This is a genomic window from Pseudomonas sp. AF32 (assembly GCF_022342325.2).
Taxonomy (GTDB): domain Bacteria; phylum Pseudomonadota; class Gammaproteobacteria; order Pseudomonadales; family Pseudomonadaceae; genus Aquipseudomonas; species Aquipseudomonas uvaldensis.
Genome location: NZ_RQJK02000017.1, coordinates 66315 through 85063 on the forward strand (window position 1 = coordinate 66315; position 18749 = coordinate 85063).

At 61.7% G+C, this 18749-nt stretch carries 21 protein-coding genes; 10 read left to right on the top strand and 11 right to left on the bottom strand.

Going from position 1 to position 18749, the window contains the following annotated elements; translation table 11 throughout:
- Nucleotides 1-35 precede the first annotated feature (35 nt).
- A complete protein-coding gene (locus EGM97_RS16845) occupies nucleotides 36-1676 on the top strand; it encodes a methyl-accepting chemotaxis protein (protein WP_238961723.1) in 1641 nt (546 codons plus the stop codon).
- A gap of 51 nt (nucleotides 1677-1727) precedes the next feature.
- On the opposite strand, the gene EGM97_RS16850 is transcribed toward EGM97_RS16845, so the two are convergent.
- Complete coding sequence (locus EGM97_RS16850) at nucleotides 1728-1988, bottom strand: accessory factor UbiK family protein (RefSeq protein WP_238961722.1); 261 nt, start codon at nucleotides 1986-1988, stop codon at nucleotides 1728-1730.
- Between the two features lie 413 nt (nucleotides 1989-2401).
- Between EGM97_RS16850 and glnK the strand changes: the two genes are divergently transcribed.
- From glnK to sutA, 4 genes are all read left to right on the top strand, one after another.
- The gene (gene glnK, locus EGM97_RS16855; RefSeq protein WP_002555808.1) at nucleotides 2402-2740 is read left to right on the top strand and encodes a P-II family nitrogen regulator; all 339 of its coding nucleotides are present in this window, start codon (nucleotides 2402-2404) and stop codon (nucleotides 2738-2740) included.
- A 33-nt stretch (nucleotides 2741-2773) separates the two neighbouring features.
- Complete coding sequence (locus EGM97_RS16860) at nucleotides 2774-4108, top strand: ammonium transporter (RefSeq protein WP_238961721.1); 1335 nt, start codon at nucleotides 2774-2776, stop codon at nucleotides 4106-4108.
- Between the two features lie 212 nt (nucleotides 4109-4320).
- On the top strand, nucleotides 4321-4746 hold the full coding sequence (locus EGM97_RS16865) for a secondary thiamine-phosphate synthase enzyme YjbQ (protein WP_238961770.1): 426 nt from the start codon (nucleotides 4321-4323) through the stop codon (nucleotides 4744-4746).
- Nucleotides 4747-4847: 101 nt separating this feature from the next.
- Nucleotides 4848-5168 carry a transcriptional regulator SutA gene (gene sutA / locus EGM97_RS16870; RefSeq protein ID WP_238961720.1) on the top strand — a complete coding sequence of 107 codons (321 nt, stop codon included), beginning with the start codon at nucleotides 4848-4850 and terminating at the stop codon, nucleotides 5166-5168.
- Nucleotides 5169-5368: 200 nt separating this feature from the next.
- On the opposite strand, the gene EGM97_RS16875 is transcribed toward sutA, so the two are convergent.
- The 6 genes from EGM97_RS16875 to lptM are packed head-to-tail and all read right to left on the bottom strand — an operon-like array spanning nucleotide 5369 to nucleotide 9976.
- Nucleotides 5369-6073: an HAD family hydrolase gene (locus EGM97_RS16875; protein ID WP_238961719.1), complete on the bottom strand. Its 705-nt coding sequence runs from the start codon at nucleotides 6071-6073 to the stop codon at nucleotides 5369-5371.
- The gene (gene xerC / locus EGM97_RS16880; RefSeq protein ID WP_238961718.1) at nucleotides 6070-6969 is read right to left on the bottom strand and encodes a tyrosine recombinase XerC; all 900 of its coding nucleotides are present in this window, start codon (nucleotides 6967-6969) and stop codon (nucleotides 6070-6072) included. The genes EGM97_RS16875 and xerC overlap by 4 nt, the downstream gene beginning before the upstream one ends.
- A 2-nt stretch (nucleotides 6970-6971) precedes the next feature.
- Complete coding sequence (locus EGM97_RS16885; RefSeq protein WP_238961717.1) at nucleotides 6972-7697, bottom strand: DUF484 family protein; 726 nt, start codon at nucleotides 7695-7697, stop codon at nucleotides 6972-6974.
- 13 nt (nucleotides 7698-7710) lie between these two features.
- The gene (dapF, locus tag EGM97_RS16890; RefSeq protein ID WP_238961716.1) at nucleotides 7711-8541 is read right to left on the bottom strand and encodes a diaminopimelate epimerase; all 831 of its coding nucleotides are present in this window, start codon (nucleotides 8539-8541) and stop codon (nucleotides 7711-7713) included.
- A gap of 4 nt (nucleotides 8542-8545) precedes the next feature.
- Nucleotides 8546-9793 (bottom strand): diaminopimelate decarboxylase, encoded by a 1248-nt coding sequence (gene lysA, locus EGM97_RS16895; protein WP_238961715.1) that lies wholly within the window; start codon nucleotides 9791-9793, stop codon nucleotides 8546-8548.
- Nucleotides 9794-9802: 9 nt separating this feature from the next.
- On the bottom strand, nucleotides 9803-9976 hold the full coding sequence (gene lptM / locus EGM97_RS16900) for an LPS translocon maturation chaperone LptM (RefSeq protein WP_082339676.1): 174 nt from the start codon (nucleotides 9974-9976) through the stop codon (nucleotides 9803-9805).
- Between the two features lie 213 nt (nucleotides 9977-10189).
- Between lptM and cyaY the strand changes: the two genes are divergently transcribed.
- The 3 genes from cyaY (at nucleotide 10190) to rnk (ending at nucleotide 11427) form a co-directional block, all read left to right on the top strand.
- A complete protein-coding gene (cyaY, locus tag EGM97_RS16905) occupies nucleotides 10190-10522 on the top strand; it encodes an iron donor protein CyaY (RefSeq protein ID WP_238961714.1) in 333 nt (110 codons plus the stop codon).
- A 4-nt stretch (nucleotides 10523-10526) separates the two neighbouring features.
- The gene (locus EGM97_RS16910) at nucleotides 10527-10745 is read left to right on the top strand and encodes a DUF1289 domain-containing protein (RefSeq protein WP_238961713.1); all 219 of its coding nucleotides are present in this window, start codon (nucleotides 10527-10529) and stop codon (nucleotides 10743-10745) included.
- A gap of 271 nt (nucleotides 10746-11016) precedes the next feature.
- Nucleotides 11017-11427 (top strand): nucleoside diphosphate kinase regulator, encoded by a 411-nt coding sequence (rnk, locus tag EGM97_RS16915; protein ID WP_053148552.1) that lies wholly within the window; start codon nucleotides 11017-11019, stop codon nucleotides 11425-11427.
- Nucleotides 11428-11431: 4 nt separating this feature from the next.
- Here rnk and EGM97_RS16920 read toward each other — a convergent pair whose 3' ends face one another.
- The 3 genes from EGM97_RS16920 to EGM97_RS16930 form a co-directional block, all read right to left on the bottom strand.
- Complete coding sequence (locus tag EGM97_RS16920; RefSeq protein ID WP_238961712.1) at nucleotides 11432-14275, bottom strand: class I adenylate cyclase; 2844 nt, start codon at nucleotides 14273-14275, stop codon at nucleotides 11432-11434.
- A 176-nt stretch (nucleotides 14276-14451) separates the two neighbouring features.
- Complete coding sequence (locus tag EGM97_RS16925) at nucleotides 14452-14700, bottom strand: TIGR02647 family protein (RefSeq protein ID WP_238961711.1); 249 nt, start codon at nucleotides 14698-14700, stop codon at nucleotides 14452-14454.
- 130 nt (nucleotides 14701-14830) lie between these two features.
- On the bottom strand, nucleotides 14831-15115 hold the full coding sequence (locus EGM97_RS16930; RefSeq protein ID WP_238961710.1) for a hypothetical protein: 285 nt from the start codon (nucleotides 15113-15115) through the stop codon (nucleotides 14831-14833).
- A gap of 125 nt (nucleotides 15116-15240) precedes the next feature.
- Here EGM97_RS16930 and EGM97_RS16935 point away from each other — a divergent pair, with 125 nt between their 5' ends.
- Nucleotides 15241-15900 carry a glutathione S-transferase family protein gene (locus tag EGM97_RS16935; protein ID WP_238961709.1) on the top strand — a complete coding sequence of 220 codons (660 nt, stop codon included), beginning with the start codon at nucleotides 15241-15243 and terminating at the stop codon, nucleotides 15898-15900.
- 122 nt (nucleotides 15901-16022) lie between these two features.
- Here the strand turns inward: EGM97_RS16935 and argH are convergent, their stop codons facing one another.
- Nucleotides 16023-17417 (bottom strand): argininosuccinate lyase, encoded by a 1395-nt coding sequence (argH, locus tag EGM97_RS16940; protein ID WP_053148539.1) that lies wholly within the window; start codon nucleotides 17415-17417, stop codon nucleotides 16023-16025.
- Between the two features lie 468 nt (nucleotides 17418-17885).
- Here argH and EGM97_RS16945 point away from each other — a divergent pair, with 468 nt between their 5' ends.
- Entirely contained in the window at nucleotides 17886-18632 is a 747-nt protein-coding gene (locus EGM97_RS16945; protein WP_238961708.1) for a LytR/AlgR family response regulator transcription factor, read from the top strand.
- The last annotated feature ends 117 nt before the right edge of the window (nucleotides 18633-18749 follow it).

Here is an 18749-nt window from a genome sequence, read left to right on the forward strand (position 1 = left end):
ATGGCAATGAGCCATTGCCTCATAAGGATCGGCTAATGAACTGGCTCAACGATGCAAAATTCTCGACCAAACTGCTTACTGCATTTTTCCTCTGTGCCTTGATCACTCTGGCCGTGGGGATGCTGGGCGTCAGCGGGGTTGCCACACTGTCGGCGCGTCTGCAGACCGTGTTTAACAATAATCTGGTGTCGGTCGCCAACACGGCGCAGACCAAGACCAAGGCGGTCGGCCAGACGCGGGACATGTACCGCTTGTATATCGCTACCGCCAGCAATGCCCCTCAAAGTGTGAAGGATGAGTTTCTCGCTTCGATGAAGGCCAATCAGTTGGCCAGCGAGGAGGCTTTTGCGGCTTATCGCAAAGGCCCCCTGGCCGAAGACGAGCGCATGGCCGGCGACCAGATGGCACGTGACTGGCCGGTTTATCAGGCCATGGTGCAGCAGTATGTGGCGTTGATGGCTGCAGGCGATCTGGAAAATGGCCGCATCCTGCTGATGGGCGACGTGCAGAAGGCTTATCGAAAGGTGATGGACCAGCTGACCATCATGATCGATTCCAACGACCGCCAGATCAGCGAAGGTGCCAAGGCCGCCACGCGCCAGGAGGCGACGGCCAGGACGGTTTTGTACAGCGGTATCGTCGTAGCTTTTATTACCGCACTGCTGCTGGGCATGTTTATCAGCCGCCTGATCAGTCGTCCGATTGCCGCAGCAGTTGATTGCGCGCAACGCATCGCCCAGGGAGATCTCACCCAGCACATCACCAGCACCCGTCGTGATGAGGCGGGTCAGTTGCTCATGGCGCTGGGTGATATGCAAACCAGCCTGAAGGCCACCCTCCAGCAGATCGCCAGTGCTTCGGAGCAGTTGGCTTCAGCCGCCGAGGAGCTCACTGCGGTGACCAACGATGGCAGTCGTGCCTTGATCCGACAGAACGACGAAATCCAACAGGCGGCCACGGCTGTGACCGAGATGACTTCAGCGGTCGAGGAGGTGGCCCGCAATGCCGTTTCCACCTCGCAGGCTTCCCAAGCGACCAGCTCGCAGGCCAGCAGTGGGCGAGATCAGGCCCGTAGCGCGGTGCAGGCGATCAACGATGCGACGCGGGAAATCACCTCATCCACCGGCCTGGTCAGTGATCTTGCCGTGCAAGTGCGCGATATCGGTAAGGTATTGGATGTGATCCGCGGGATCGCCGAGCAGACCAACCTGCTCGCACTCAATGCGGCGATCGAGGCTGCACGGGTCGGGGAGCAGGGCCGCGGCTTCGCCGTGGTGGCTGATGAGGTCCGTGCCCTGGCGGCGCGGACCCAGGCGTCCACCGGTGAAATCGAAAGCATGATCCACGCGGTACAGGATCGTGCCGACAGCGCGGTCGATGCCATGGGCAAGAGTCAGGTGCTGGTGACCGAGACCCAGAGTCTGGCCCGGGCCACGGGTGAGGCGCTGGAGCAGATCGCCGAGGGTATTTCGCAGATCAATGATCGCAACCTGGTGATAGCCACGGCGTCCGAGGAGCAGGCCCATGTGGCCCGCGAGGTCGACCGCAACCTGGTGAACATCCAGGACCTTTCGTCCCAGACCGCGGCGGGGGCGAACCAGACCAATGCATCAAGCCAGGCGCTGTCCAGCCTGGCCTTGTCATTCAACACGCTGGTTGGCCGTTTCCGCCTTTGAACCTTTGGATTGTCACGCCTGGCGACGGCCGGGCATGACAACCGGAGTCGGTCAATCCTGCGCTGGCGCCAGCCGCGCTTCCAGCTCCGCCACCTTCGCCTCCAGGCTCTCCAACCGTGCCCGGGTCCGCGCCAAAACCACCATCTGGCTGTCGAATTCTTCCCGGCTCACCAGGTCCAGCTTGCTGAATCCGCTTTGCAGCAGCGCTTTGAACTGGCTTTCGATTTCACTCTTGGGCAGGGGTGTATCGCCGCTGAGTAGACGGGAGGCGTGGCCGCTCAGGGCGTCGAGGAGGTCTTTTGGCGCAAGCATGTCAGGTGTCCTGAAAACAATGGCAGGCAGTGTATCACGCAGTGTCTATAGTCAATTCACCAGTGCGGATGCACGCTTTTCGCGCACGAGGCCGGGCACTGTCGCACTGTTGTTGTGCGTATCGCTGCGGTTCGTGGGGCAGTACAGGTCGGCGAATCGGGTAAGGGATTGAAATCAGTGGGTTTGGGCACAGATGGCAAGGTTTCTGCTTAGTGGCTGATGACCCATGCACTGATGCAGTCGTTGTGACGAATGCAGTGCAGCAGACGAAGCGGGGAGCTTCGTCAGGAACGGTTGACTGGCGCCGGTCGGGCAACTTGGGCCGACGATGCGTTACAAAGCCAGGCACTGCGCTTAGACTTGAGTCGGGTTTGTTTTCCTGGGGCAAGTCCACCAATTCGGGAGAGAGTTTCATGAAGCTAGTCACTGCCATCATCAAGCCGTTCAAGTTGGACGACGTGCGCGAGTCGTTGTCCGAAATCGGCGTGCAGGGCATTACCGTTACCGAGGTCAAGGGCTTCGGCCGGCAGAAAGGCCATACCGAGCTGTATCGCGGCGCGGAATACGTGGTCGACTTCCTGCCCAAGGTGAAGATCGACGTCGCCATCGACGACAAGGATCTGGACCGGGTCATCGAGGCCATCACCAAGGCTGCCAACACCGGCAAGATCGGTGACGGAAAGATCTTTGTGGTCAATCTGGAACAGGCTATCCGCATCCGTACCGGCGAAACCGATACCGACGCCATCTAAGCCGCCAAACCCAACGCCCCAGGAGAAAACAATATGACTCTGCGTAAATTCGCAGGGCTAGGAGCCCTGTTGTCCTTCGTAATGCCTGGCCTGGCCATGGCGGAAGAAGCGGCAGCCCCTGTACTGAATTCCGGCGACACCGCCTGGATGCTGACTGCCACGATTCTGGTTCTGTTCATGACCATCCCTGGCCTGGCGCTGTTCTACGGCGGCATGGTCCGGTCGAAAAACCTTCTTTCCGTGATGATGCAGTGCTTTGCCATTACCGGTCTGATCAGCATCCTGTGGGTCATCTATGGCTACAGCATCGCGTTCGACACCACTGGCATGGAGCAGGGCGTCGTCAATTTCAACTCCTTCATCGGCGGCCTGGGCAAAGCGTTCCTGGCGGGTGTCACCCCAGCCAGCATCACCGGCCCGGCGGCACTGTTCCCTGAAGCGGTATTCGTCACCTTCCAGATGACCTTCGCCATCATCACCCCGGCCCTGATCGTCGGCGCCTTCGCCGAGCGGATGAAATTCTCCGCCATGCTGATCTTCATGGGGGTGTGGTTCACGCTGGTCTACGCGCCGATTGCGCATATGGTCTGGTCCGGTAACGGCGGCCTGATGTGGGACTGGGGCGTGCTGGACTTCGCCGGCGGCACCGTAGTGCACATCAACGCCGGTATCGCGGGCCTGGTGGCGTGCCTGGTGCTGGGCAAGCGCAAAGGTTTCCCGACCACGCCGATGGCGCCGCATAACCTGGGTTACACCCTGATGGGCGCTGCCATGCTGTGGGTTGGCTGGTTCGGCTTCAACGCCGGTTCCGCCGTCGCCGCCAACGGCACGGCCGGCATGGCGATGCTGGTGACTCAGATCGCCACCGCTGCCGCGGCGCTGGGCTGGATGTTTGCCGAGTGGATCACCCACGGCAAGCCAAGCGCACTGGGCATCGCCTCGGGCGTGGTGGCGGGTCTGGTTGCAATTACACCGGCTGCCGGCACCGTGGGCCCGATGGGCGCCCTGGTCATCGGCCTGGCGGCGGGCGTGGTGTGCTTCTTCTGCGCGACCACCCTCAAGCGCAAGCTCGGCTACGACGACTCCCTGGATGCCTTCGGCGTGCATGGTATTGGCGGTATCCTCGGCGCGATCCTGACCGGTGTGTTCGCCGCACCGGCCCTGGGTGGCTTCGGCACCGTGACCGATATCGGTGCGCAGGTCTGGATTCAAGTCAAGGGTGTGGGTTTCACCGTGATCTACACGGCGATCGTCACCTTTATCATCCTCAAGGTTCTGGACGCCGTCATGGGCCTGCGGGTCTCCGAGGAAGAAGAGGCCGTTGGCCTGGACCTGGCCGAACACAACGAGCGTGGCTACAACCTGTAAGCGCACGCAAAAAAATAATGCCCGGTTCGCCGGGCATTTTTTTGTCCGCAGTTTGTCATTGCTCAGAAGAAGCCCCGGTTTTTCCAACGTCTTTTGTCATGTAAGCGACACGGTTTTTCTACCGCCAAAGGCTTACATCGAAGGAGGAATATTAGGCTCTTTGTTTTTTTCCAGAGCGCGCTAGAATGCGCGCCGAACGTGCGGAGATCTGTATGTGGCAACAGACGCTGATCACCCTGCGGGCAAGGCCCAGGGGCTTTCATCTGGTGACGGACGAGTTGCTCGCCGGCCTGCCTGAACTCCGGGCGTGTCGCGTCGGTCTGTTGCATCTGTGGCTGCAGCATACCTCGGCCTCGTTGACCATCAACGAGAACGCCGATCCGGCGGTTCGTCGAGACTTCGAACGATTTTTCAATCGGCTGATCCCACAAGGAGCCGCCGGTTATGAGCACAACGACGAAGGCCTGGACGACCTCCCGGCGCACTTCAAGGCCAGCGTGCTGGGTTGTCAGGTCAGCCTGCCGGTAACGGACGGGCGACTGGCACTGGGTACCTGGCAAGGTGTTTATCTGGGCGAGCACCGGGATCATGGCGGTGCTCGTAAAGTCCTCGCCACCTTGTACGGTGAAGGGGCATGACCGCTGATTGCCGGCGGATGTTGAATTTTTTCTGGCAGCCTTCGACAGTTGGCGAAGCTGGGCTATAACTAATCTGCTTTTCGCAAGTCATGAGGTAGAACATGAGCGACGATGATCTGGAAAACGACGACCTCGAAGTCGGTGACGAAGACGAGGCCGAAGACGGTCTGGAAGCGGCGGCTGAAGACGTTGCCGATGACGATGTTGCCGATGTCCCGGTGCCCGCCAAGGGCAAGGCCAAGGCGGCAGTGTCGATCGACGAGTTGCCGAGCGTAGAGGCCAAGAACAAGGAGCGTGATGCGCTCGCCAAGGCCATGGAAGAGTTCCTGGCCAGGGGCGGAAAGGTGCAGGAAGTGGAGGCCAACGTGGTCGCCGATCCGCCCAAGAAGCCTGACAACAAGTACGGCAGCCGCCCTATCTGAGCTTCTGCTTCTTGCTTGCACGAAAAAGCCCGCCGTCGCTGCGGGCTTTTTCATGAGTCAGATAAAGCTTCAAGTTGATTGCGATGCATGTGGGAGCGAGCCTGCTCGCGATGGCGGCGGCACATTCCACATCAACGCAAACTGACCCACCGCTATCGCGAGCAGGCTCGCTCCCACAGGGGGCTGTGGCGTTTGCCGGCTCAGGGCCGGCTATGCCACCCCGCCAGCAACGCCGGCAGTTCCGTCAGGCTGCGAACCTCGGCATCCGGTTGGTGCTCGGCATCCCAGGTCTTGCCCGTCGGGTTGAACCACACTGCCCGCAGCCCGGCCTGCTGGGCGCCGGCGATGTCGTCGCCCGGGTGATCGCCAATGTGCACGGCGGTTTGCGCGGTGGCGCCGCCGCGTTGCAGGGCTTCGTGAAACAACCGGGCGTCTGGCTTGGCGACGCCGATGTCTTCGGCACACAGGGCGAACTTGAAGTAGTCCGCCAGCCCCAGGCGACGTACGTCGGCGTTGCCATTGGTGACCACGCCGAGGGAGAAGTGATTGGCCAGGATTTCCAGGGTGGGCTGCACCTCCGGAAAGACCTCCAATTGATGGCGCGCATGCAGGAACGCCTCGAATGCCTGGTCCGCCAGCCCCGAAGCCTGCCACTGGTCATAGCCTGCCTCTTGCAGCGCACGGAACAGCACTCGCCGGCGCAGCGCACTGATGCGGTGCTTCAGGCCCGGCTCCTCGCGCAGTACCTGTTCGCGGATCGTCCACAGGTGCTCCACCGGCACGCCACCCAGATCCGGTGCGTTGTCGGTCAGCCATTGGCGTAAGACGGCTTCGGCGCTGGCGATCACCGGAGCGGTGTCCCACAGCGTGTCGTCCAGGTCGAAAGTGATGAGCTCGATGGTCATGATTCGTCGCCCTTGATGCGTTTGGCCCTGGGGTGGGCACTGTCATAGACCGTCGCCAGGTGTTGGAAGTCCAGGTGAGTGTAGATCTGGGTGGTCTTGATGTCCGAGTGGCCGAGCAGCTCCTGGACCGCACGCAGGTCCTGGGAGGATTCCAGCACATGACTGGCGAAGGAGTGCCTGAGCATGTGCGGATGCAGGTTCTGTCCGAGTTCGCGCTCGCCAGCGGCCTTGACCCGTACCTGGATGGCTCGTGGTCCGAGGCGCCGGCCCTGTTGGCTGACGAAGACCGCGTCGTCGGCAGGGTTGGCCAGTGCCCGCAGCGGCAGCCACAAGGCCAGGGCCTCCCGGGCCTTGCGGCCGATGGGCAGCAGGCGCGTTTTGCTGCCCTTGCCGAGCACCTGGACCATGCCATCGGCCAGGTCCAGTTGCTCCAGGTTCAGGCCCGTCAGCTCTGAAAGTCGCAAGCCGGAGGAGTAGAACAGTTCGAGAATCGCCTGGTCCCGTCGCGCCAGGAAGTCATCCTCGACCGCGCCTTCGAGCAGTTGCAGGGCGCGGTCGGTGTCGAGGGTCTTCGGCAACCGGCGCTCGCCTTTGGGCGGTGCCAGTCCGGTGGCCGGGTCGTGGTCGCAGAGGCCTTCGCGGTTGAGGTAGTGGTATAAGCCACGCACTGCCGACAACAGTCGTGCCAGGCTGCGGGAAGATTGCCCCTGCTGGTGCAGTCGCGCGATCAGGCTGCGCAGGCGCTGGATGTCCAGGGCCTGCCAACTGTCGACGTTCTGCTTCTGGCACCAGCCCAGCACTTTTTCCAGGTCGCGACGATAGGCCGACAACGTGTGGGGCGACACCTGGCGCTCACTGCGCAGGTGTTCGCAGTAGGCCTCCAACTGCCGCTCCATCATCAGCGTACCGAGCGCAGCGAACCGGCAACCCGTGGTAGTACGCGGCCGGTGACTTCGGCGATGTAGCTCAAGAACAGCGTGCCCACCGAACTCTTGTAGTGCTGGGGATCGCGACTGGCGATGGCCAGCACGCCGTGCACGCCTTGATGGGCGATGGCGACGACGGCGGTGGAGCCAATCTGCTTGCGTTGTTCTTCGCCAAAGAGGAAGTCCAGCTCATGCTCGCGCAGGCTGCCACTGACGCTCTTGTTTTCCGTGAGCAGGCCGCCGATGGCGGTCTGCGCATCGGCATGGGTCACCCAGCGGCCGACCGGCATGGCGTTGTCGCCAAACAGGATCAGGCTGACAAAAGGCACCTGGAAATCCTGTCGCAGGCTGTCCTCGACGCTCATCACCACATCTTCCAGAGTACTGGCATCCATCAGGGCCAGGATCAGGCGACGGGTCTTTTCGAACAGACGGTCGTTGTCTCGGGCGACATCCATCAGGTGCGAGAGACGATGGCGCATCTCAATGTTGCGCTCGCGCAGGATCTTCATCTGATGCTCCACCAGCGATACGGTATCGCCGCGCCGGTGGGGGATGCGCATCACTGAAAGCAACTCTTCGCGCTCGACGAAAAAGTCCGGATGAGCCTCCAGGTAAGCGGCCACCGCCGCGGTCTCCGGGAGCGGGCTCGGGGTTTCGTCGGGCTGCGGGGCTGGAACCTGTGGCTTGTCGGTCATGGGTTTGACTCACTCAAAGACGAACTTGTCCTTCGTATACGCGTACTGCCGGCCCGGTCATCATCACCGGTTGGCCGGGGCCTGCCCACTCGATGGACAGGCGCCCGCCGGGCAGGTCGATCAACAGGGGTGAATCCATCCATCCCTGGCTGATCGCCGCGACGGCAGCGGCACAGGCGCCGGTGCCGCAGGCCTGGGTTTCCCCCGCACCGCGTTCCCAGACACGCAGTTGCGCGCGGTGGCGGTCGATAACTTGCAGGAAGCCGACGTTCACTCGCGCAGGGAAGCGCGGGTGGTTCTCGATCTTCGGCCCCAATTCATGCACCGGGGCGCTGTTGATGTCGCTGACCCGCAGCACCGCATGAGGGTTACCCATGGACACCGCCGCCAGTTCCACCGTGGCGCCATCGACCTCCAGCGGATAGCTCAAGGCCTGGGCGGGTGCTTCGAACGGAATATCCGCCGGTTTCAGGCGCGGAGCGCCCATGTTGACGCCGATCTGGCCATCGTTGCGCACATCCAGCTCGATGATGCCGCTTTTGGTCTCGACGCGAATCCGCCGCTTGGCGGTCAGGCGCTTGTCCAGCACGAAGCGGGCGAAGCAGCGCGCACCGTTGCCGCACTGTTCCACTTCCGAACCGTCGGCGTTGAAGATCCGGTAACGGAAATCCACATCCGGATTGGTGGGCGCCTCGACGATCAGCAATTGGTCGAAACCGATACCGGTGTGCCGGTCGCCCCATTGCTTGGCATGCTTGGGCAGGATGTGCGCGTGCTGGCTGACCAGGTCGAGGACCATGAAGTCGTTGCCCAGGCCGTGCATCTTGGTAAAACGCAGCAGCATGGTTTTACTCCGGCAGCAGGCTTTCGCCGGCAAACAACTCGGCTACCGTCTCGCGGCGACGCACTTCGAATGCCTGGTCACCGTCTACCAGCACTTCGGCGCAGCGGCCGCGAGTGTTGTAGTTGGAGCTCATGACAAACCCGTAGGCACCAGCCGAATGCACGGCCAGCAGATCCCCTTCTTCCAGCGCCAGCTCCCGGCCCTTGGCCAGGAAGTCGCCGGTTTCGCAGATCGGTCCGACGATATCGTAGCTGCGCGTGGCGGTATCGCGAGGACGCACCGCCGTCACGTCCATCCACGCCTGGTACAGCGCCGGGCGGATCAGGTCGTTCATGGCCGCGTCGACGATGGCGAAATCCTTGTGCTCGGTGTGCTTGAGGTATTCGACCTGGGTCAGCAGCACACCGGCGTTGGCGACGATGTAGCGGCCCGGCTCGAACATCAGCGCCAGGTCGCGGCCTTCGAGGCGTTCGCGCACCGTCTTGATGTAGTCGGCCACCAGGGGCGGTTCTTCGTCGCGATAGCGCACGCCGACGCCGCCGCCCAGGTCGATATGACGCAGGTAGATGCCGCAATCACCGAGACGGTCGATCAGCGCCAGCAGGCGGTCGAGGGCATCGAGGAAGGGTTCCAGGGTGGTCAGTTGCGAGCCGATGTGGCAATCGACGCCCAGTACTTCCAGGTTCGGCAGTTGCGCGGCGCGCACGTACACATCTTCGGCGTCGGCGATGGCGATGCCGAACTTGTTTTCCTTGAGCCCGGTGGAAATGTACGGGTGGGTGCCGGCATCCACATCCGGGTTCACCCGCAGGGAGATCGGCGCGCGAACACCCAATTCGGCGGCGACCACTTGCAGGCGTTCCAGCTCATCGGTGGATTCGATGTTGAAGCAGTGCACACCCACTTCCAGGGCGCGACGCATGTCTTCACGGGTCTTGCCGACGCCGGAAAACACGATCTTGTCGGCGCTGCCACCGGCGGCCAGGACGCGTTCGAGCTCACCACCGGAGACGATGTCGAAACCGGCGCCCAGGCGTGCCAGGACGTTGAGTACGCCCAGGTTGGAGTTGGCTTTCACGGCAAAGCACACCAGGTGTGGCATGCCGCTGAGCGCGTCGGCGAAGGTCCGGTACTGAGCCTCGATATGGGCACGGGAATAGACATAGGTCGGCGTGCCGAAACGTTCGGCGATCGCAGACAGGGCAACCCCCTCCGCGAACAGCTCCCCGCCACGGTAGTTAAAAGCGTCCATGGCGTTCCCTTAGTAGGTGGTGGAATGGGTGTCGTGCGAGTGAGACTTGGACTGCGACGACTTGGCCTGCTCTTCAGGGGACTTGCTCTCATCAGGCAGATACAGGGGACCTTTCTGGCCGCAGGCTGTCACAAGGCAGGCAACCGCGACGAGCGCAGCAAGGGAAGAGATCAGGCGCTTCATGGCGAAATCCTTGAAAATGCGTTAATTGCGCCGGAGTATACCGGCCACCCGGCAGCTTGCCTATGCAACGGGACTCCCGTCCGGCGGGCCTGAGGGGCGTTATCGACTCACACGGGCGCGGTGGTCGTCGATCGGTATATCCTTTGCAATCGCCAGAAAGCGCCCGTATCTTGCGGCGCTTGAGCATGAGCAGACATTTTCGAGGTTGTCGCAATGAGTTTGACTGAAGCCCGTTTCCACGATCTGGTCGATGCCACCCAGCAAATGCTGGAGGACATCTTCGATGAGAGCGAACTGGACATCGACCTGGAAAGCTCCGCCGGTGTGCTGACCGTCAAGTTCGAAAATGGCAGCCAGCTGATTTTCAGTCGCCAGGAGCCGTTGCGGCAGTTGTGGCTGGCAGCCGTGTCCGGCGGTTTCCACTTCGACTACGACGAGGAAAGCGAGCGTTGGCTGTGCGACAAGAGCGAAGAGCAGCTGGGCGAAATGCTTGAGCGCATCGTGGAGGCGCAGGCCGGGGTGAAATTCGATTTCGAAGGTCTGTAACGGCGTGGCCCAGGCCGCTGCGGTGCGACCGCCCAAACCGCTCTACAGCAATGTCAGCCCGGCTGTGCCGTCGCCGTGCACCAGCGTGTGCAAGCTGGATGAGCAGAAAGTCTGCCTGGGCTGCTTCCGCCACGTGGACGACATCCGCGAATGGCGCTCGGCCGATGATGAGCGGCGGCGGGCGATCTGTGCCGAGGCGCTCAGGCGCAAGCATCGCACCTAGATGCTGCCCCTGAATCATTGTGGGAGCGGGCTTGCTCGCGAATGCGGCGGGTCAGTTGAGTAAGTTCTTGGCTGTACCGCCGTCTTCGCGAGCAAGCCCGCTCCCACAGCGAACACGGTGTAGGGGTGTTCTCTTGGGGCTCCGGCTTGTTTATTTATTGAGCTGTGTTAGTGTCCGGCTACGCCTCAACGCATCGAGGCCCGTGAAAACCCCGTCTTCCTGTGGCGGGGTTTTGCTTTTTTCGTGCAGAAGAAAGGAGTCTGCCTGGATCATGACCGCACCTTCCATCACCCTTACCCGCCTGGACGTACAGCGTCTGGAACGTCTGATCGACAGCCTGGATGAAACGCTTCCGGGCGTGATCGCGTTGCAGACCGAACTGGACCGTGCCGATACCCTGGTGAGCCATGAGGACGTGCCCGCCGACGTCGTGACGATGAATTCGCGTGTGCATTGCCGCGAGGAAAGCAGTGGCAAGGACTATCACCTGACCCTGGTGTATCCACAGGATGCCAATGCCGACGAAGGCAAGATATCGATCCTGGCGCCGGTAGGCAGCGCGCTGCTGGGCCTGAAGGTTGGCCAGCACATCGACTGGCCGGCCCCGGGCGGCAAGACCCTCAAGTTGACGTTGCTGGCGGTGGAATACCAGCCTGAAGCGGGCGGCGACTTCCACCTCTGATTGCTCAGACCAGGGCCAGCGCCTCGTTCAGGGCGCGTTCCAGGTCAGCCTTGTAGCGCAGGTACAAATTGCTTGAGCAGGCCCCGTCTCCCACCAGGCCCGAAAGGTCCAGGTCGGTGATGTAGCAGCGATAGCGCTCGGCCTCGCGACGCTGCTCGACGATTTCCCTGGCGACCACGCGGAACAGCTGGTCGCCATGTTCCAGTTCCGAAAACTCCTGCTGATTGCAATACAGGGTGACGTGGACCTGGCCGTGGGCGGCTTTACCGATAATCGCCTGCACGTCGTAGAACGGCTTGTTCACCGGCGTCTGCGGGGCCTGTCGCGCCTCGATCCGCCGCGCCCGGCCGTTGCCCGAGGGCAGGAGCTGGTAATACAGGGTTTCGAGGTTCAACGGCTGGTCGCTGTCCATCGACAGCAGGGCGTCACGGCGGTACAACACCGATTGCAGGAAGCGTTGCAGCGGCACCAGCAGGCTTTGCTCGTCGTGATAGGGCAGGCGCTGTTGCCAAAGGGCGTTGAGCTCATCGAGTACGTACAGGTCAGCGTCGTCTTCGTTGACCCGGTAGAACACCTGGAGGCACTCGGGTTGGCCCATGGGCAGGATCAACGCCAGGTCGTGGTCTTCCAGGGCCATCGGATCCAGGTGCAGCGGACTGTAGGCCGTCAACTCTTCGCCCAGGTAATCCACCAGCGCCGACAGGCTGGTCAGTGCCACATGGTTGACCTGGCCAGGCACCAGCTCCAGCACATGGTAGTGCTGCTGGACTTGCAGCAGATAACGATGATTGAGGTTGCTGAGCAGCAGGGTCTGGGCCGTTTCGATCACTTCCTCGACCCGCCGCGCGATGAATTGCGCACGGTTGTGGCAGAAGCAGCGGACCCGCAAGCGCGGCTGGCGCTGCCCGGAGGGCAGGTCGTTGAGGTAGTCGCGCAGGCAATCGAGCAGGGCGTGCTCGCCATCGAAGCGGTTGACCAGCACTTCGTTCCAACTGTTGAGCGTGACCTGGTCGAGAGTCAGTACCAGGTTCTCCCGGACCCCGGCGTAGCTCAGGGAGTCGGTGCGCTCGGTGGTCATCAGGATATTCAGGTCGCGGTGATGCTTGAGCGGGTCGACGCCGACATTCACCAGGATCAGCACTTCGCTGGGCACGCTGGCATGCAAAAGCTGTTCTTCGTCGACCGTGGCCAAGGGCAGGGCGATGGCCTGTTGCAGGCTGCCCAGCAGATTGAACAGCTCGAACTCGCTCAAGTCACTGTCGCCAGGGTGTAGCGCCAGCCGCGTGCTGCTATCGATCACGCCATTGCGATGGCACCAGGTCAACAGTTCCAGCAATTCGCGGCTGCGCTTGATCGGCGCGAAGTTCTCCCATTCCAGGGCATTAAGGTTGCCGTTGTACAGGCCCCACTGGTTTTGCCCGGGCTCTTTCTTGTTGGGCGACTGGACCAGCGTCAGGGTGTCCTCGGCCAGGTCCGGGGCGATACCGGGGTTGATGAACTCGACCTTGTCGGCCTTGCGTTCGAACGCCGCATACAAGCGTCGGCCAAGGACGTTGAGGTCCCGTTTGTTGATCAGGCTGACGGTCTTCTCGGTACGGGCGAACTGGGTCAGGAAGCGATAGCTGTAGGTCAGCTCGTTGACCAGCGCACGCCGTTCGCTGCTGACCTGGCGCACCTTCCACTGGCTGCGGCTGTCCAGCAGCGCGAGCTGGCGCTGGTCCCAGCCCCACTCGGTAGCCAGGCGCTCAAGCAGCGTGCGTTGCCAGCCGCTGCTGCGCGACGGGCCGGTGAGCTTGCGGTTGACCTTCAGGTACAGGGCACGACGGATCAGTTCCAGACGCTCGGGTTCGCCACGGGCGTTGAGGTATTCCTCGATGCGGCGATAGACCAGCACATAGGGGTCCAACTCTTCCAGATCCAGGCGGTTGGCGAACACCGCTTGCTTGAAGCGCAGGCTCAAGCACTGGACATCCGGGTGTTCGCTGGCGTAGACCTCGGTCAGCAGCAGCTTGAGCACGGACTTGTAAGGCGACTCGATGCCCTTGAACAACTGCCACAGCCCCGCCCCGATGAATTCGCCGGGCGGGATGTAGGCCATGTGCCCCAGGTCCAGCGTCTCGTCCGCGCGGATGAAGCGCTTGGAGATCAGCGCGTGGGTGTATTGCTCATAGTTGTCTTCCTCGTAGACCGGCACCAACCACCAGATCGGCGTACGCCCGGCGAGCCAGATCGCGGTGCGGTAGAACTCGTCCAGCAGCAGGTAGTGCTGGGTCGTGCCGCAATCGTCGGAGCTGAGCCGGGTGTCCCGCTCGCCTCGCACGAACCGGGCCGGGTCGATCAGGAAGAAGTGGGCTTCGGCACCCTGAGTCGCGGCCCAGGCTTCGAGCAACTGGCATTTCTTGCGCAGCTCCGCCAGTTCGTCGTCGCTCAGGTCAGGTCCATGGCAGACCCACACATCCATGTCGCTCTGGTCCGCCTGGGCGAGCGTGCCCAGGCTGCCCATCAGGAACAGGCCGAGGATGGGGCGCGGCGGGTTGCTGCCGTGCCGTGGCTTGTAGGAAAACGAGCGGGTCAGCCGCTGGGCCTCGGCGAGAACATCGGCATCGGGTTCGTAGTTCGACAGCCCGGCCGGGGTATTGCTCGAGACGTAGCCGGGCAACAGGGGATGATTGACGTGGAAAAACAACGGCAACAAGGTCAATACGCTCTGCTGGCGAGGCGACAGGCCTTCCAGGGCGCGATTCATCCGGATTGTGTTGAGTTTGAGAAAACGTGCGCGCAGCTGGTTCAGGACCTTGCGGTCGATTCCCTCATCCAGGTCTGGGCGTATTTCGTGATTGCGGGTCATGTCGGCTCAAACCGGCTCGCGGTGTCGAACGTGGGAGATCGAAGGTGATGGCAGTTTAGCGTCCGGGCTGTGGAATTCTTAAGCTGAAATATGATTTTGACGTCAGATTTCTTACATGGGCGCGTAGTGCGCCTGCGGAAATCCCGATGCGGGGATTTCCGTGGGCGACAGCACGATCAGGCGGCTTGCGATACGACGTTGAGGATGGTCAACAGGCCTTGCACATGCTCGGCGGCATCCCGTCCCAGGCTGGTCAGGTAACCGCCATCGGACTGGGTGATCAGGTCTTTTTCGTGCAGGCGCTTGGCAGCGGCGATGGCAGAGGGGGCAGCGGTCTGATGAATTTTCAGGCCTTCCTGGGAACTGTCCAGGTTGAAGAGTGCAAGGATTTCCAGTTCGGCAACCAGCTCAGGGGTAAGCGACATAAGGACTCCAGACTTTCTAGGAATTTGGACGACAGCGCCCTTAAGTTGAGCGCACTCGGGCGAACTGTCCAGTGTCAGAGCCATGCTTTTTTATTTTACCGGGGGAGCACACCTTGCTCCCCCATTGGATTTATCGCTTTTCCGGCGGCAACTCGGGCAGGGCGCGCAATGCGGTTTCGTACCATTGGGTATCGAACGGGCGATCTTCCTCGAGCATGGCATCAATCTCATAGGCCAGCACATGGGCCATCAGGTTGAGAATGTCTTCGCGTTCGTAGTTCACCAGGGTCAGTTTGTTGAACGTCGCCCTGGCCGCCGGCGGGTTGCCGCTTTCGATCTGGTTTTCGATGGCTTCGATCAGCGTCGATTCGACGAATTCTTCTTCGTCGTTGTCGATGTCGGTTGGCTCGCTCATGGCAGGCTCCTGATAGGAAAGCCGCCAGTCTACCCGCATTCAGCGGCGTGATGCTCCTGGCGAGAAATGGGCGGGCGGTCTATAACCCAAGGCTGCCAACCCCACACGGCCTGGAGGCATTTGTAATGCTTGAGCTTTACGGTTTTTCTGTCAGTAATTATTACAACATGGTCAAGCTGGCGCTGCTGGAGAAGGGCCTGCCCTTCGAAGAGGTGCCGTTCTACGGCAACCAGACCCCCGAGGTGCTCGCCGTCAGCCCTCGTGGCAAGGTGCCGGTGTTGAAAACCGAACACGGGTTTATCAACGAAACCAGCGTCATCCTCGAATACATCGAACAAACCCAGCCAGGCAAGCCACTGTTGCCCGATGAGCCGTTCGCGCGCGCCCAGGTGCTGGCTCTCTGCAGGGAGATCGAACTGTACATCGAGCTGCCGGGGCGGGCTTGCTACGCCGAGGCGTTTTTTGGCATGGCGGTGCCCGATGCCATCAAGGAAAAGACCCGGACCGAGCTGCTGCTGGGATTCGCCACGCTCGGTCGCCATGGCAAGTTCTCACCCTATGTGGCGGGCGATAGCTTGAGCCTGGCCGATCTGTATTTCCTCTACAGTGTCTCGCTGGCATTACAAGTGGGCAGGAAATTGTTTGATATCGATCTGCTGGCCGACATGCCGGCGGCCAAGGCGTTGATGGCGCGGCTGGAGGCGAACCCGAACGTGCAGCGGATTGCTGCGGACAAGGAGGCGGCGATGCCGGAGTTTTTGGCGATGGTCGCGGCCAAAAAGTGAGATTTATGCTGTTTTGAAGTCAGTCATCGCGAGCAGGCTCGCTCCCACATTGGATCTTCATCTGTCCACAGGATTTGTGTTCAGCGAGATCTATTGTGGGAGCGAGCCTGCTCGCGATGCTTTCAGCGGCTGGCGAGCAACGCCTGGCCGCGCGCCACGGCGGCCTTGACCTGTGCCGGTGCCGTGCCGCCGATGTGGTCACGGGCATTGACCGAGCCTTCCAGGGTCAGAACCGCAAACACGTCCTGCTCGATCTGATCGCTGAACTGGCGCAGTTCGTCCAGGCTCATCTCGGCCAGGTCCTTGCCGTTGTCAACGCCGTACTTCACGGCATGGCCGACGATCTCATGGCAGTCGCGGAAGGGCAGGCCACGGCGCACCAGGTAGTCCGCCAGGTCGGTGGCGGTGGAGAAACCGCGCAGGGCCGCTTCGCGCATCACCGCATGCTTGGGCTTGATGGCCGGGACCATGTCGGCAAAGGCCCGCAGCGAGTCGCGCAAGGTGTCGGCGGCGTCGAACAGCGGCTCCTTGTCTTCCTGGTTGTCCTTGTTGTAGGCCAGTGGCTGGCCTTTCATCAGGGTCAACAGGCCCATCAGCGCGCCGAATACGCGGCCGCTCTTGCCCCGTACCAATTCCGGGACGTCGGGGTTTTTCTTTTGCGGCATGATCGAACTGCCGGTGCAGAAGCGATCCGGCAGGTCGATGAACTGGAATTGCGCGCTGGTCCACAGCACCAGCTCTTCGGAGAACCGGGACAGGTGCATCATCGCGATACCGGCGGCGGCGCAGAATTCGATAGCGAAGTCACGATCCGAGACGTTATCCAGGGAGTTGCCGCCCACGGCGTCGAAACCCAGCAACTGTGCGGTGTACTCACGATCGATGGGGTAAGTGGTGCCGGCCAGCGCAGCGCTGCCCAAGGGCATGCGGTTGGTGCGCTTGCGGCAATCGACCAGGCGTTCGTAGTCGCGGCTGAGCATCTCGAACCAGGCCAGCATGTGGTGCCCGAAGGTCACCGGTTGGGCCGTCTGCAGGTGGGTGAAGCCGGGCATGATGCTTTCGGCTTCGCGCTCGGCCAGTTCCAGCAGGCCTTTTTGCAGGCGGGTGATCTCGGCCAGGATCAGGTCGATTTCATCGCGCAGCCATAGGCGGATGTCGGTGGCCACCTGGTCGTTGCGACTGCGACCGGTGTGCAGTTTCTTGCCGGTCACGCCGATGCGATCGGTCAGGCGTGCTTCGATGTTCATGTGCACGTCTTCGAGATCGACGCGCCAGTCGAACTGGCCGGCCTCGATCTCGCTCTGAATGGTCTTCAGACCATCGATGATGCTGTCGCGCTCGGCATCGGTCAGCACGCCGACCTTGGCCAGCATGGTGGCGTGGGCGATCGAACCCATGATGTCGTGGCGATACAGGCGCTGGTCGAAGTTGACGGAGGCGGTGAAGCGGGCGACGAAAGCGTCGACGGGTTCACTGAAGCGGCCGCCCCAGGACTGATTGGTCTTGTCAGTGCTCATGAATTCGCTCGTGATCGGCTGTGGAAAAAGTAGCGGTTAAGGCTGCCACGGATGATAACAGGGTTCCCGGCGCTGGCGCTGGCGCTGGCACTGTCCGGCAGGTTTTTTTCGATGGCGCCCGGGCTTGCGACGCAGGATTTGCACAACGATATTTTCCAATTGAGCAATATCATCGTGGCAACCGTCTACAGTGGACGATAGGACGTCGGATTTTTTATTCATGGTGCATCGGACGAACCCAGACGCGGAGGTGCTCATATTGATCGGATCGAGTCTTGATAACCCCTACGGCGACGCCGTGCGACAACGGGCCCCGAGCATCGGTCGGCAAGCGCTGGTAAAGATAGGCAACCGCCTCGCGGCACTTTTTGGCCCTCGAACGAGTCTTAGCGTGAATCGCGGTGACGGATGTTACCGCCTCTGTCTACGCTATCCTTGTGCGAGACTCACGCAGGAATCCAGCGCACTATGAATGTCCTGATCGTTGATGACGAACCCCTGGCCCGCGAGCGCCTCAGCCGAATGGTTGGTGAGCTCGAGGGGTACAGTGTCCTGGAGCCGAGCGCCACCAATGGCGAAGAGGCTTTGGCCCTTATCGACAGCCACAAGCCGGATATCGTATTGCTCGACATCCGCATGCCTGGCCTGGATGGCCTGCAGGTCGCGGCGAAGCTGTGCGAGCGAGAGTCGCCACCCGCCGTGGTGTTCTGCACCACACGGGACGACTTCCCACCCGAGGTATTGCAGGCCGGTGCCGTGGGCTACCTGGTCAAGCCGATGGCGTCCGAGGCACTGCTTGACGCGCTACGCAAGGCCGAGCGGCCCAATCGCAGTCAACTGGCGGCGCTGACCCGTCCGGCCGCCGAAAGCGGTAGCGGCCCACGCAGTCACATCAGTGCGCGGACCCGCAAGGGTATCGAGCTGATTCCGTTGAATCAGGTGGTCTACTTCATTGCCGACCATAAATATGTGACCTTGCGCCACGAGAGCGGCGAAGTGCTGCTGGATGAACCACTCAAGGCCCTGGAGGATGAGTTCGGCGAGCGCTTCGTGCGCATCCACCGCAACGCCCTCGTGGCCCGCGAGCGGATCGAGCGCCTGCAGCGTACGCCCCTGGGGCATTTCCAGCTGTTTCTCAAAGGCCTGAACGGCGATGCGTTGATCGTCAGTCGGCGACATGTGGCCGGCGTACGCAAGATGATGCAACAGCTTTGACCATCGGTGCGGGGGTGTCCCGGTGCTCCCTTTCCAGGATATTGACGGGCAGGGAGGCCCCGGGGTCGTGATTCAAGTCAAAGCGTATTTGGCTGAGCTGTTATTATCCGTCGTATC

Excerpts from the sequence above, each read along its gene's own strand:
- EGM97_RS16865 (WP_238961770.1), top strand. The coding sequence starts at position 4,321 with ATGTGGCAACAGACGCTGATCACCCTGCGGGCAAGGCCCAGGGGCTTT.
- lptM (WP_082339676.1), bottom strand. The coding sequence starts at position 9,976 with ATGAAGCGCCTGATCTCTTCCCTTGCTGCGCTCGTCGCGGTTGCCTGC.
- EGM97_RS16845 (WP_238961723.1), top strand. The coding sequence starts at position 36 with ATGAACTGGCTCAACGATGCAAAATTCTCGACCAAACTGCTTACTGCA.
- EGM97_RS16875 (WP_238961719.1), bottom strand. The coding sequence starts at position 6,073 with ATGACCATCGAGCTCATCACTTTCGACCTGGACGACACGCTGTGGGAC.
- EGM97_RS16860 (WP_238961721.1), top strand. The coding sequence starts at position 2,774 with ATGACTCTGCGTAAATTCGCAGGGCTAGGAGCCCTGTTGTCCTTCGTA.
- glnK (WP_002555808.1), top strand. The coding sequence starts at position 2,402 with ATGAAGCTAGTCACTGCCATCATCAAGCCGTTCAAGTTGGACGACGTG.
- rnk (WP_053148552.1), top strand. The coding sequence starts at position 11,017 with ATGACCGCACCTTCCATCACCCTTACCCGCCTGGACGTACAGCGTCTG.
- EGM97_RS16935 (WP_238961709.1), top strand. The coding sequence starts at position 15,241 with ATGCTTGAGCTTTACGGTTTTTCTGTCAGTAATTATTACAACATGGTC.
- EGM97_RS16920 (WP_238961712.1), bottom strand. The coding sequence starts at position 14,275 with ATGACCCGCAATCACGAAATACGCCCAGACCTGGATGAGGGAATCGAC.
- dapF (WP_238961716.1), bottom strand. The coding sequence starts at position 8,541 with ATGCTGCTGCGTTTTACCAAGATGCACGGCCTGGGCAACGACTTCATG.
- EGM97_RS16850 (WP_238961722.1), bottom strand. The coding sequence starts at position 1,988 with ATGCTTGCGCCAAAAGACCTCCTCGACGCCCTGAGCGGCCACGCCTCC.
- argH (WP_053148539.1), bottom strand. The coding sequence starts at position 17,417 with ATGAGCACTGACAAGACCAATCAGTCCTGGGGCGGCCGCTTCAGTGAA.
- lysA (WP_238961715.1), bottom strand. The coding sequence starts at position 9,793 with ATGGACGCTTTTAACTACCGTGGCGGGGAGCTGTTCGCGGAGGGGGTT.
- sutA (WP_238961720.1), top strand. The coding sequence starts at position 4,848 with ATGAGCGACGATGATCTGGAAAACGACGACCTCGAAGTCGGTGACGAA.
- cyaY (WP_238961714.1), top strand. The coding sequence starts at position 10,190 with ATGAGTTTGACTGAAGCCCGTTTCCACGATCTGGTCGATGCCACCCAG.
- EGM97_RS16945 (WP_238961708.1), top strand. The coding sequence starts at position 17,886 with ATGAATGTCCTGATCGTTGATGACGAACCCCTGGCCCGCGAGCGCCTC.
- EGM97_RS16930 (WP_238961710.1), bottom strand. The coding sequence starts at position 15,115 with ATGAGCGAGCCAACCGACATCGACAACGACGAAGAAGAATTCGTCGAA.
- EGM97_RS16925 (WP_238961711.1), bottom strand. The coding sequence starts at position 14,700 with ATGTCGCTTACCCCTGAGCTGGTTGCCGAACTGGAAATCCTTGCACTC.
- EGM97_RS16885 (WP_238961717.1), bottom strand. The coding sequence starts at position 7,697 with ATGACCGACAAGCCACAGGTTCCAGCCCCGCAGCCCGACGAAACCCCG.
- xerC (WP_238961718.1), bottom strand. The coding sequence starts at position 6,969 with ATGGAGCGGCAGTTGGAGGCCTACTGCGAACACCTGCGCAGTGAGCGC.